The following is an 11,643-nucleotide window of genomic DNA, read 5'->3' on the forward strand; positions in this document are numbered from 1 at the left end:
ATCAGTCGGGGCGGGCCGGAAGGCCGCCGCGGCGGATCAGTTGGCGGGTGATGACGTCCCGCTGGATCTCGTTGGTGCCTTCGCCGACGATCATCAGCGGGGCGTCGCGGAAGTAGCGTTCGACGTCGAACTCGGTGGAGTAGCCGTGGCCGCCGTGGACCCGGATGGCGTTGAGGGCGACCTCCATGGCGGTCTCGGAGCAGAACAGCTTGGCCATGCCGGCTTCGAGGTCGGCACGAGCACCGGAGTCGTAGCGGGTGGCGGCGTGCAGCAGGAGCTGGCGGGCGGCGGTGAGCTTGGTGGCCATGTCGGCCAGGAGGTTGCCGACGGCCTGGTGCTGCCAGATGGGCTTGCCGAAGGATTCCCGGTTCTGGGCGTAGGAAAAGGCGTCGTTGAAGGCGGCGCGGGCGACGCCGGTGGCGCGGGCGGCGACCTGGATGCGACCGATCTCCAGGCCACGCATCATCTGCCCGAAGCCCTCGCCCTCGACGGCGCCGAGCAGGGCGGATGCGGGCACGCGACAGTCCTGGAAGGACAGTTCGCAGCTCTCGACGCCCTTGTAGCCGAGCTTGGGCAGGTCACGGGACACGGTGAAGCCGGGCACCTTCTCCATCAGCAGCACGCTGATGCCCCGGTGCGGCGGATCAGCCTGCGGATTGGTCTTGCACAGCACGGCGACCAGCCCGGCCCGCCGGGCGTTGGTGATCCACGTCTTGCTGCCGTCGACGACGTACTCGTCGCCGTCGCGGCGGGCGACGGTGCGCAGGGCCTGGAGGTCGGAGCCGCCGTCGGGCTCGGTCAGCGCCATCGCGGCACGCAGCTCGCCGGTGGCCATCAGTGGCAGGTAGCGGCGGCGTTGCTCCTCGGTCCCGTGTTGTAGCAGCAGTTTCGCCACGACCGTGTGGCCGCCCATCGCGCCGGCCAGGCTCATCCAGCCGCGCGCCAGTTCCTCGGTGACCAGCGCGAAGCACGGCGTGGACACCGCGGCGCCGCCGAACTCCTCCGGGATCGCCAGCCCGAACACGCCGAGCCGCTTCATCTGCTCGACCAGCGCCTCGGGGTAGGCGTTCTCGTGTTCGAGCCGCCGCGCGACCGGCCGCACCTCCCGGTCCACGAAGTCGCGCACGGTGTCGACGATCGCCTGTTCCACGCTGTCGAGCATGACCGTTCGTCTCCCTAGTGGCAGTCGAGGATGCGCCCGTCGACGGTACCGATCAGCAGCCGGCCGGGCTCGGCGGAGGCCAGCGACAACCCGACGGTCGGCTGGCCGTGGATGCTGAGTTCCTGTTGCCACAGCACGGATCCCGTGTGGACATCGATGCCGAGGAGTCGGCCGGAGTTCAGGGCTATGTACAGGATCGAGCCGCCGGCGTCGATCTCCAGAGCGGTCACCGGGTGCTCGACCGCGAGTCGCCAGAGGATCTCCCCGTCCGGCAGTCGGCGGCGCGATACACGGGGGCCGCTGCACACCAGCGAGTCGCCGACCTCCACGGCGGGACCGGCCGCTGCTTGATCAAACAGTGGCCGCACGACAAGATCGTCGCCGACGGAGACGACCTGGCCCGAACCCCGCAGGAAGTACAGCGCGGAGGCGTGTCGGACGGGGAAGAAATGGGTGGTGGAGCCGAAGCCGCCCAGCACGACGTGGCCGACCTCGGCGCGGTCGGGACCGAAGACCGTGGTGAGCGCGCTGTCGGCGTGGCGGGGACCGAGAGCCGGGGGCAGTGGGTGTGGCGGGCGCAGCGCGAACGCGCCGTCGGCGCGAGCGGTGATCACGCCGTCCGAATCCAGCGTCTCCAACACCTTGCCGTCACGAAGGGAGTAGCGGGTGACCTCCAGATCACCGGCCAGGGCGGACTCCTGATCCGGTGCCACGACGAGCTGATGTCCGCCACGATCCGCCGTCGACCAGTCCAACTCTCCGTCAGAACGCCAGGATTCGAGGCGCACACCGTCCATAGTGGCCAGGACGTGGCCGTCGCGAAGGCGCTCGACGCCCCATACCGGCCCGCGGTAAGACCACGCAGTGGACAGCGCTTCGACATCTGCCCGCGCCTGCGCCGGCTTGACGATGTCGCTGTCGCGCAGTGGCCCGTCCAGTTCGTCGTGGCCGATCTCGCCGTCACGCACGGCGAGCCAGTCGTCTCGCGTGACCATGGCGTCGTAGCCGATGACCATCGCCTCGTTGCCGAACTCGAACTCGGTCGGCGGGGCCAGCGCGAGGTCGAGCACCCGGCCGTGTCGCCAGGTCCGCCACTTGACGGCCCGCACCTCGCGGCTGTCGGCCAGCGCCGACACGACCTCGCCGGAATCGAGGTGCAGGAGCAGCAGTTCGCCGTGGAAGATCCAGCCGCCGTCGTAGCTGCCGGTACCGATCGCGAGCAGTGGCTGCCGCGGATGGAAGTCCACCGAGCGGATCGGCCACCGTGTGCGGAGCAGGGTGCGGCAGCGCAGGTCGGACCGGTCATAGATGCCGAGCACGTGCGGCATCCAGCCGTCGGTCGCGGTGGCGGCGCCGGCCCAGTGCAGCCACCCCACGTGCCCGCCGATCGCGATCAGCCCGCGTTCCTCGTCGACCGCGACGGCCCGTGGCTCGCCGACCTCGGCGAACGGTCGATCACCCAGCACGCGGTGCACGGCGAGGGGCTGCGGCACGAATAGACCTCCCAGTGGTCGGAAACTCAGATCACGGTACGCCGCCACAGGAATCAACCATGATGGAGAGCGCTCTCCGACTTACTTTCCTGCACAGTCGTACAGGTGCGCGCGCACTTCCTCGCAGTGCTCGGCGGCCCAGTCGACGTTCGCCTGCGGCACGGTCTTCGCCGGCTTCGTGACCTTGCCCTGCACGTAGCGGAGCTGGCCGGTGTGGATGAGCGACCGGAACTGCTCGGCCGTCGGGAACGGTGTCTTCGCGCTGTAGCCGCCCATCGGCAGCACGCTCGCCCCGGCCTGCGAGATGAGCGTGGCGGCCGGGCCGGCGCCGTCCACCGCGAGCACGTACCGGGCGTTTCCGCTGCCGCGCCGGACGAAATCCAGTAGTTCGCGGTCCTCTTTGGACAACAGATGTGGCTTGCGCGGCTTGGCGTCGGCGGACGGGTTGGCCGCGTTGGCCCTGGCCACGTACGAATCGGTGGACAGCGTCCACGCCGCGGGCGTGATCAGCACGGCGACCAGTCCGATGACCGCGCCCAGCGCCGCGGACCTGGACGTGCGAGCGGCCAGTAGCGCCAGCACCGCCAGCAGGGCGAGGATCGCGACGGCCGCGGTCAGCGACCGGTGGGGGAGCAGCAGGGTCCAGCCGGCGGTCACCATCACCACGGTTGGTAACAACCACGGCTGCCGCGAGCGTTCCCGCCAGAACAGCACCAGCCCGGCCCCGGTCAGCGCCGCCGCGGCCGGCGCCAGCACGACCACGTAATAGGCGTGCCGGAACTGACCGAACCCGAACGCGGCGAAGTGCACCGCCATCCACATGCCCCACATCGCGAATCCGCTGCGCCGGCGCGTCCACAGCAGACCGAGCACGATTGCGAGCAGGCAAATCGGATACATCCAGCCGACCTGGAGGAATGTGTGCTCCGACAACAGGTCCCGCCAGCCGTGGCCGCCGTGGAAGCGGCGAGCCGCGTTGTAGCCGAGCACCATGCTCAGTGGATCGTTGTCCGCGGTCGCATCGATGTACGGCCGGTCCGCGGCCGGTGTCAGCAGCGTGATCACCACCCAGACCGACGACACCGCAAGCGTCACGCCCCCGGCTGCGGCCAGCCGCCAGATCCTCCGGCGCTGCGCGAACAACAGGTAACCGATGGCGAAGACCGGCAACACCAGCCATGCCTGCACCATCTTCACGTGGAACGCCAACCCGATCCATACCGCGCAGGGCCACAACGGCTTGTCGTCCAACACGCTTCGCTGCCACGCCCCCGCCGCCAACACCAGCAGCAACGTCAGCAGCGTGTCCGAGATCTGCGACTTCGCCAGCGCCGCCGCGATCGGCGTCAACGCCATCACCAACGCCGCCAGCAGCCCCGCGGCCTCGCCGGCCCAGCGCTTCACCACCTTGTACAGCACCAGGATCGTGAGCACCGCTTCCAGCACCGACGGCAGCGCCACCGACCAGTCGTGGAATCCGAAGGCCCGCACCGACAACGCCTGCACCCAGAACGCGCCCGGGATCTTGTCGATGCTGATCGACCCCTGCGGATCGAACCCCCCGAACAGGAACGCCCGCCAGCTCCCGGCCATGCTGCGAACCGCGGAGGCGTAGTAGTTGTGCACCGGCCGGACCGTGATGCCCCAGGCGTAGATGACGGCGGCGAGGGCGCCGATTGCCGCCAGGGCGGACCGCGCCAGTGCGGGGGACAGACGGTCGGGCCGGCGTAAAGTGTCTCGGCCCGGAGCGGGGGAGACAGGCGGGTGGGGGACTGGTGCAGGCGGCGAGCCTTGGCTCGGCGCGGGGGAGATGGGCGCGGTTCGATCCGGCGCGGATCCGGTCAGTGGCCGTCCGAACGGCATGGTCGAGCCCCCAGTGCTAGAGGCTGCCCGGCGGTCGGCGGCGAGAGGTCGGTGCGCTGTTCATGGTACTGCCGAAGGCAAGACGGGAGGGATGCTCGCCCCGCGGGGTCTGGGCGGGGCGAGCAACCCGGTCAGCGGGAGAGGTGCCCGGTCAGAGGATGGGTGGTGAAGAAGTCCCAGATCACCTGGGTGGCCTTGATGGTCTGGGTGGCGGAGCCGGGACCGCTGTCCACGAGCTCGCCGGGCCAGGTGTGGCCGGCGCCGAGAATCCGGTAGTGGGTGACGTTGGCGTGCTGCACGCAGCCGTTCCACGAGAACTGGATGACGTCGGCGCCGATCTGGGTCTGGGTCGGCGGCGCGGCGCAGTGGTTGTGGTCGGCCCAGTTCTGGGCCCAGTCCATCAGCGCGGGGGTGGCGACGCCATGGCTGACGTCACCGTCGTACTTGATGGTGGGGTCGGCGGTGCCGTGGAAGTCGACGATGGGCGCGGGCGGGCTGGTGGCGCAGCCGGTGGTGGTGCCGGGATAGAACGCGCCGGCAATGGTGCCGAAGGCGGCGATCCGCAGCGGTAACTGGCACGCCAGCAGGGACACGAAGCCGGCGCCGTTGGACTTGCCGGTGGCGTAGATGCGGTTGGGGTCCACGCACAGGGTCGACTGAAGCTTGTCGAGCAGGTCGCTGACGAACTTGACGTCGTCGACGCCGGGGGCGGCGTAGGGGGCGCTCTCCCACGCCCGCTGGTCGTCCTGGCCCTTGGCGCCAACGGGATAGACGGCGATGGCGTTCAGGTTGTCGATGCCGGAGAAGGCCTCGATGTCGGAGCCGTCGCCCTTGCGGCCGTGGAACGCCATCACCACCGGCGTGGGGCGGAACGGCTGGTAGCCGGCCGGTAGGTGCAGCAGGTATTCCCGTTCCAGGCCACCGGACGTGACGGTCTCGTGGGTGGTGGCGCCGACCGGCGGGGCCTGGTGGGAGAGGCAGCCGGTGGACAGCACGGGGTAGTCACGCACGGCCGGTGAGGCGGAAGCCGTTGCGGGCACGGCGAAGGCGGCGACCGCGGCGGCGACGGCCGCGAGAGGCGTCAATCTCATCACAGCACCTGCTTCAGGAAGGACCGGAGCCGGTCGGATCGGGGGGAGTCGAAGAACTCGGCGGGGTGCGCGGCCTCCAGCAGGCGCCCCTGGTCCAGGAACACCACCTGCTGCGCCACTTCACGCGCGAACCGCATCTCGTGCGTGACAACGATCATCGTCATGCCGCGGTCCGCGAGATCACGCATCACCGCGAGGACCCCCTTCACCAGCTCGGGGTCCAGGGCCGAGGTGGCCTCGTCGAACAGCATCACCTCGGGATCCATGGCCAGCGCGCGGGCGATGGCCACGCGCTGCTGCTGCCCGCCGGACAGCTGCTCGGGCCGCCGGTCCTCCAGCCTGGACAGCCCGACGGAGTCCAGGTGGGCCCGGGCGACCCGGACGGCCTCGTCCCGCGAGCGGCCGAGCACCTTCTGCTGCGCGAAGGTGACGTTGTCCAGCACGCTGTGGTGCGGGAACAGGTGGAAGTTCTGGAACACCATGCCCACCCGGGTGCGGATGCGGTCCACGTCCGCGCCGGGATCGGTGATCGCCTCCTCGCCGATCAGGATCCGGCCGGAAGTGGGCACCTCCAACAGGTTCGCGCATCTGAGCAGGGTCGACTTCCCGGAGCCGGACGGCCCGACGACGCAGGTGGTGGCGCCCCCGGGCGCCTCCAGCACGATGTCGTGCAGCACCTGGTTGTGCCCGAAGCTCTTGTCGATGTGCTCGAACCGGACGGCGGTGCCGGCGCGGGTCATGCCGCTGGGAGTCATGGTGGTCATGCGGCGGCCTCCACGGGCGGCAGGGCGGCGACGGGGCGGCCCTCACGCATCCGCCGGTCCCACGCGTTCACGGCGTAGGTCAGCGGAATGGTGATCACGAGGTACAGCAGGCCGGCGGCGACCAGCGGGGACAGCGAGGCGTTGTTGCTGGACGTGTCCTGGGCGATGGCGAACATCTCCCGCTGCCCGGTGGCCAGCCCCAGCAGGTACACCAGGGACGTGCTCTTGATGACGAGGATGAACTGCCCGGTCAGCGCCGGCAGCACCCGCCGGAACCCGATCGGGATCACGATCAGCCGCATCGTCCTGGCCCGGGACAGGCCCAGGCTGCGGGCGGCTTCGACGATGCCCCGCTCCACGCTCTGGAAACCGGACCGGAAGATCTCCGCCATGTAGGCGCCTTCCATCAGCCCGATCGCCAGCGCGGCGTAGCCGTACGTCCAGCTGCCGAACACGTTCAGGCCGGCGAGCGGCAGGCCCTGCCCGATCAGGTAGATGGACAGGATGTGCGGCAGGCCGCGCAGGACGTCCACGTACCAGCGGCAGGGCAGCCGCAGCACGCGGCGCCGCGACATCAGGCCGCTGGCCAGGAAGACGCCGACGACCAGGCCGATCGCGCTGGCCAGGACGGTCAGCAGCAGCGTGTTGAGCAGGCCCTCCCGCAGCAGCGTCGGCAGGGTGCCGAGGATCAGCGGCAGGTCGAAGAACGTGTCGAGGACGTGCTGGAGTCCGTCCATGACGTCAGGACCCCGCGCCTGGACGCTGCTGCATGCCCGGGTAGGCGGCGATCATGTCCGACGGGATGGCGACGCCCTTGGGGTTCCACTTGTCGAACAGCCTGGTGTACGTGCCGTCGTCGATCACCGACTTCAGCGCGTCGTCCAGGGCCTTCTTCAGCGCCGGCCGGTCCTTGGCCACCGGCAGCGCGGTCTCGCCGCTGGTGATGGACGGCGACGACGTGTAGTCCGGGTGCTTGGTCACCAGGTCCAGCGCCGTGGTCTCGCCGGTGAACAGCCCGTCGACCTGCCCGGCCGTCAACGCGTTGGCGCTGGCGGCGATGTTCGGGAACTCCTTGACGGTGACCGTCGGCACCTTCTGCTTCAGCAGCGGGATCAGCTCGCTGCCACGGGTGATCGCGATCGTCCTGCCGGCCGACGCGTCCACGGTGGCCAGTGCGGCGTCCTTGCGGCTGACCATCTTCGCCTCACCGAACGACACCGGGGAGGTGAAGTCGGTGACCTCCTTGCGGGCCGGCGTCGCGAGCGTGCCGAACGCGGCCGAGTCGTACTTGTGGTTGCGGATGTTGGGCAGCATGCTCGCGAAGTCGGTGGCCGTGTACTTCGGCGTCAGCTTCATCTTCGCGGCCATGGCCTGCGTCAGCTCGATCAGGAAGCCGGTGGGCTTTCCGTTCTCCACGAACGAGACGGGCTTGTCGTCGGAGCGGAACGCGAACGAGATGGCGCCGGCGTCGATGGTGCCGAGCGAGTTGCTGTCGGAGCCGGCGTCGGCGCCTCCGCAGGCCGCGAGGGACATCCCGGCGGCGAGCGCGACGGCGGCCACTCCGATACGGCGTCGGGTCGGGGCGGCGGTCATGAGGTCTCCAGTGCGATGGGGGCGGGTGGCGGGGCAGGGCGGCGGTCCGGCAGGCCGATCAGGCCGGTCAGGAAGCCGCAGATGCGGTCGACGACGGCGTCGACCAGTAATGCGCCGAGCTCGGCGGTGGCCAGGCGAGGGTTGCCGAGGTTGCCGGTCGGGCTGAGGGCGTCGTAGCCCTGCGGGAAGTTGATGCCCGGGTGCGACCGGGCCAGCCGGCCGGCCGGGTTCAGATCGTCCAGGGTGGCGCTGCCCCGGGTGAGCCGCTCGGGCAGCACCAGCTCCGGATCCACGTACAGCGCCTGGGAGGTCTCGATCTCGCAGGAGTGGCCGCGCACCGGGCTGTCGGCGTTGGCCTTGACCAGATCGGACACCACGGGGGTGACGCCGCTCCACGCGATGTGCGTGTCGGTGAGTTCGGCGCGCAGCCGGGACACCGCGACGTCGACCGCGGAGTTGTTGCCGCCGTGGCCGGTCAGCACGAAGATCCGGCGCCAGCCGTGCCGGTGCAGGCTGGTCACCAGCTCCACCACGACCTGCTGCAGCGTGACCGGCGACAGCGTGAGCGTGCCGGGGAACGCCATGTGGTGCTCGGACATGCCGACCGGGATCGTCGGCGTGACAACGACCTGCGGCGACATCCGGCGGGCGACCATGTCGGCCACGGCCTCGGCGCGGGCGGTGTCGGTGCGTTGGGCCATGCCGTGGCCGTGCTGCTCGGTCGCGCCCAGCGGCACGATCGCGACCGGCGCGTGTGGCCGGAGCTCGTCGATCTCCGGCCACGTGAGGTCGGCCAGCCGGTGGGTGCGGGGTAGGTACGTCATTCGTGGGTCCCCAGGTGATCGGTGACGGTGGTGCGCAGGTCGTGCAGGTGCTGCTCGGTGAGGTGCCGGGCCTGCTCGACGTCGCCGGACTCGACGGCCAGGAAGATCGCCACGTGCTGCTCGTAGTCGCGGGCGCGGTTCTCGATCTGCGCCCGCAGGGCCCGCTGTTCCCGGCTGCGGGCCGCGAGCAGCGAGTCGACCACCTCGAACAGGACCTGGTTGCCGGACGCGGCGGCCAGTTCGCGGTGGAAGTTCAGCTTCGGCCGGTTGTCCTCGGCGGCCCGCTTGGCGGTGTCCACCGCGCGGGCGAGCCGCTCCAGGTCGTCGACGGTGCGGTTGGCCGCGGCCAGCGCCGCGATGCCCGGCTCGATCGTCAGCCTGGCCTCGACGAGCTGGACGATGTGCTCGTCCTTGAGCGGCGTGGAGTTCGGGTTCGGCATGAGCATCCGGTGGATGCCGTCGCCGACGTAGATGCCCGAGCCGTGTCGCATCCGGACCGCGTCGGTGGTCTGCAGTCGGCGCAACGCTTCCCGAATGGTCGGTGTCGTGACGGCGAATCGCTGGGCCAGTTCGCGCACGGTGGGCAGGCTGTCGCCCGGGCCGAGCGCACCCTCGCTGATCAGCTCAAGCAGGCCGTCGACCAGTCGGTCGGACAGGCCGCCGGACTGCGGCGCCTGTGACATGCGGCACTCCTCTCGGTCGCGATTGACTAAATCACTTGCTCAATCTGCCGTCAAGGGGTGGGTACGGTGTCGGCATGCGCTACGAGACGGTGGGGGCGGCCGGGCCGCGGGTGTCGGCACTGATCCTGGGCTGCGGCAACTTCGGCGGCATCGGGTCGCCCGCCCAGTTCCGGGGCAAGGGCGACAACCGCGACACGGCGTTCGAGGTCATGGACGCGGCCCGGGAGAGCGGTGTCTGCATGTTCGACACCGCGAACGCCTACGCCGGCGGGACCTCCGAGCAGTGGATCGGGGAGTGGCTGGCCAGCCGGCAGGCCTACGACGACATCGCCGTCACGACCAAGGTCGGCGGGCCGACGGACGCCGGGAGCGGGCTGTCCCGGGAGCACATCCGCGGCCAGATCGACGCCAGCCTGTCCCGGCTCGGCGTGGAGCGGGTCGCGCTGTACCTGGCCCACGGCCCCGACGACACGGTGCCGATCGAGGAGACGATCGGGACGTTCGACGAGCTGGTGCAAGAGGGCAAGATCGGGGCGTACGGGGTCAGCAACGTCACCGCCGAGCAGCTGTCGGCGGCGACGGCCGCCGGCAGGCCGGTGAACGTCCAGAATGGATACAACCTGTTCGACCGGCTCGGCCAGGCCGACCTGTGGCCGGTCTGTGCCGCGGCCGGTGTCGGGTTCACCGCCTACAGCCCGCTGGCCGGCGGGTTGTTGACCGGGAAGCACCGGGCCGGGCAGCCCTTTGCGGCCGAGTCGCGGATGGCGCTGCGGCCGCCGGAGTTGACGGATCTGTCGCTGGATCGGGCTCTCGGGGCGCTGCCGCGGCTGATCGAGATCGCCGACGGGTACGGCGTGCCGCTGACGACGCTGGCGCTGGCGTGGGTGCTGACGGATCCGGGCGTGACGGCGGCGGTGGTCGGGCCCCGCTCGGCGGAGCACCTCAAGCCGATGGTGGCCGCCGTGGACCTGGCCCTGACCACGGAGCAGCGGGCCGAGCTGATCGTGGGAACCCACAGCATTTCCAACGGCTAGCGCCAACTACTCGGGGGCACCCGCTCGGTGTGCCGTCGGTAGGCTCCGCGCCATGGGTGACTTCCACGCGATTCCCACGACCACGCTGGCCGACATCCTCGGCAAGCGGCAGGTGATGGACTTCGGCATCTCCCGGCTGTGGCCGTCCGACCGCGTCGCCGGGCCGGCGTTCACGGTTCGCTGCCCCAAGGGCGACAACCTGATGCTGCACGCCGCCATCTACCGCGCGGAGCCCGGCTCGGTGATCGTCGTGGAGTCGGGCGACACCGACTTCGCCCTCGCCGGCGGGAACGTGTGCGCGGTCGCCCACCGGCGCGGCGTCGAAGCGTTTGTCCTCGACGGCGTGATCCGGGACATCGGCGAGATCCGCGCGGACGGCTTCCCGGTGCACGCCCGCGGCGTCGTCCCGATCCCCGGCGTCAAGAAGTCCGTCCAGCCGCTGAACGAGCCGATCACCTGCGGCGGTGTGACCGTCCACTCGGGAGACGTCGTCGTCGCCGACGAGGACGGCATCGTCGTGGTGCCGGCCGCCCGCGCCGACGAGGTGCTCGACAAGGCGCGGCAGATCCTCGCCCGCGAGGCCGAGGAGACCCTCGACCAGTGGGAGGCCAACCACCGCGCCAAGGTCGACGCGCTGCTCGATCAGGGGAAGTCGTAGAAGACGCCGTCCGGGTCGGCCTTCGCGGTCTCGGCCCAGTCGGTGAAGTCCATGTTGGCCAGCGTCAGGTTGACGTGCACGCCGGAGGCATGGCGCGGCACGATCCGGAACTGCCGGCCGAACACCGAGCCCTCCTCGTCCAGGAAGTTCGGCTCGTCGTCCAGGTTCACGGCCAGCAGCGGATGGTGCGGCGACCGCATGGTCTCCTCGTCGGCGATGAAGACCACCGACAGGTACTCGTCGATCGAGGCCAGTGTGTCCCGAAGCTGGTCGGCCGACACGCCGGCCAGCTTCGGGTCGTCCACCGGGTACGTGGTCGACTCGAAGCCCTCGTCGTCCTGGTCCTCTTCGTCGCCCCACGACTCGGCCGCGGCCGCGAGCACCGCCTGCCACGCCTCGTCGTCCCCGAAATGCGTGCGGATGACGACCTTGTCGTATTCCTCGCGTTCCGCCGCCGCCCTGGCCAAGGAGTCCATGG

General features: G+C 70.3%; 12 protein-coding genes. 2 read left to right on the forward strand and 10 right to left on the reverse strand.

The genetic code is table 11. The annotated features are described in order from the left end of the window. Position 1 precedes the first annotated feature (1 nt). From BJ998_RS35350 to BJ998_RS35390, 9 genes are all read right to left on the reverse strand, one after another. A complete protein-coding gene (locus BJ998_RS35350) occupies positions 2-1,162 on the reverse strand; it encodes an acyl-CoA dehydrogenase family protein (RefSeq protein WP_184867639.1) in 1,161 nt (386 codons plus the stop codon). Between the two features lie 14 nt (positions 1,163-1,176). Then, positions 1,177-2,655 carry an outer membrane protein assembly factor BamB family protein gene (locus tag BJ998_RS49320; protein WP_184867640.1) on the reverse strand — a complete coding sequence of 493 codons (1,479 nt, stop codon included), beginning with the start codon at positions 2,653-2,655 and terminating at the stop codon, positions 1,177-1,179. An 81-nt stretch (positions 2,656-2,736) separates the two neighbouring features. Continuing rightward, a complete protein-coding gene (locus tag BJ998_RS35360) occupies positions 2,737-4,281 on the reverse strand; it encodes an ArnT family glycosyltransferase (protein WP_184867641.1) in 1,545 nt (514 codons plus the stop codon). 368 nt (positions 4,282-4,649) lie between these two features. After that, positions 4,650-5,609 (reverse strand): CE1 family esterase, encoded by a 960-nt coding sequence (locus BJ998_RS48790; RefSeq protein WP_184867642.1) that lies wholly within the window; start codon positions 5,607-5,609, stop codon positions 4,650-4,652. Continuing rightward, complete coding sequence (locus BJ998_RS35370) at positions 5,609-6,373, reverse strand: amino acid ABC transporter ATP-binding protein (protein WP_281393032.1); 765 nt, start codon at positions 6,371-6,373, stop codon at positions 5,609-5,611. Before BJ998_RS35370 ends, BJ998_RS48790 begins: the two co-directional genes overlap by 1 nt. Further along, on the reverse strand, positions 6,370-7,110 hold the full coding sequence (locus BJ998_RS35375; protein ID WP_184867643.1) for an amino acid ABC transporter permease: 741 nt from the start codon (positions 7,108-7,110) through the stop codon (positions 6,370-6,372). The genes BJ998_RS35370 and BJ998_RS35375 overlap by 4 nt, the downstream gene beginning before the upstream one ends. A gap of 4 nt (positions 7,111-7,114) precedes the next feature. Next, complete coding sequence (locus tag BJ998_RS35380) at positions 7,115-7,966, reverse strand: ABC transporter substrate-binding protein (RefSeq protein ID WP_184867644.1); 852 nt, start codon at positions 7,964-7,966, stop codon at positions 7,115-7,117. After that, entirely contained in the window at positions 7,963-8,790 is an 828-nt protein-coding gene (locus BJ998_RS35385) for a creatininase family protein (RefSeq protein ID WP_184867645.1), read from the reverse strand. The genes BJ998_RS35380 and BJ998_RS35385 overlap by 4 nt, the downstream gene beginning before the upstream one ends. Next, positions 8,787-9,473, reverse strand: coding sequence for a FadR/GntR family transcriptional regulator (locus BJ998_RS35390; protein ID WP_184867646.1), 687 nt, complete (start codon positions 9,471-9,473; stop codon positions 8,787-8,789). Before BJ998_RS35390 ends, BJ998_RS35385 begins: the two co-directional genes overlap by 4 nt. A gap of 74 nt (positions 9,474-9,547) precedes the next feature. Between BJ998_RS35390 and BJ998_RS35395 the strand changes: the two genes are divergently transcribed. Next, complete coding sequence (locus BJ998_RS35395; RefSeq protein ID WP_184867647.1) at positions 9,548-10,507, forward strand: aldo/keto reductase; 960 nt, start codon at positions 9,548-9,550, stop codon at positions 10,505-10,507. 52 nt (positions 10,508-10,559) lie between these two features. Further along, positions 10,560-11,165: an RraA family protein gene (locus BJ998_RS35400; RefSeq protein WP_184867648.1), complete on the forward strand. Its 606-nt coding sequence runs from the start codon at positions 10,560-10,562 to the stop codon at positions 11,163-11,165. On the opposite strand, the gene BJ998_RS35405 is transcribed toward BJ998_RS35400, so the two are convergent. Next, a complete protein-coding gene (locus BJ998_RS35405) occupies positions 11,150-11,641 on the reverse strand; it encodes a DUF6924 domain-containing protein (protein ID WP_184867649.1) in 492 nt (163 codons plus the stop codon). The two genes, BJ998_RS35400 and BJ998_RS35405, sit on opposite strands and share 16 nt — an antisense overlap. Positions 11,642-11,643: the final 2 nt, after the last annotated feature.

The organism is Kutzneria kofuensis, assembly GCF_014203355.1.
In the GTDB taxonomy this organism is placed as follows: domain Bacteria; phylum Actinomycetota; class Actinomycetes; order Mycobacteriales; family Pseudonocardiaceae; genus Kutzneria; species Kutzneria kofuensis.

Coding starts and splice junctions, on each gene's coding strand:
- BJ998_RS35350 (WP_184867639.1), bottom strand. CDS start 1,162: ATGCTCGACAGCGTGGAACAGGCGATCGTCGACACCGTGCGCGACTTC.
- BJ998_RS48790 (WP_184867642.1), bottom strand. CDS start 5,609: ATGAGATTGACGCCTCTCGCGGCCGTCGCCGCCGCGGTCGCCGCCTTC.
- BJ998_RS35370 (WP_281393032.1), bottom strand. CDS start 6,373: ATGACCACCATGACTCCCAGCGGCATGACCCGCGCCGGCACCGCCGTC.
- BJ998_RS35375 (WP_184867643.1), bottom strand. CDS start 7,110: ATGGACGGACTCCAGCACGTCCTCGACACGTTCTTCGACCTGCCGCTG.
- BJ998_RS35380 (WP_184867644.1), bottom strand. CDS start 7,966: ATGACCGCCGCCCCGACCCGACGCCGTATCGGAGTGGCCGCCGTCGCG.
- BJ998_RS35385 (WP_184867645.1), bottom strand. CDS start 8,790: ATGACGTACCTACCCCGCACCCACCGGCTGGCCGACCTCACGTGGCCG.
- BJ998_RS35390 (WP_184867646.1), bottom strand. CDS start 9,473: ATGTCACAGGCGCCGCAGTCCGGCGGCCTGTCCGACCGACTGGTCGAC.
- BJ998_RS35395 (WP_184867647.1), top strand. CDS start 9,548: ATGCGCTACGAGACGGTGGGGGCGGCCGGGCCGCGGGTGTCGGCACTG.
- BJ998_RS35400 (WP_184867648.1), top strand. CDS start 10,560: ATGGGTGACTTCCACGCGATTCCCACGACCACGCTGGCCGACATCCTC.
- BJ998_RS35405 (WP_184867649.1), bottom strand. CDS start 11,641: ATGGACTCCTTGGCCAGGGCGGCGGCGGAACGCGAGGAATACGACAAG.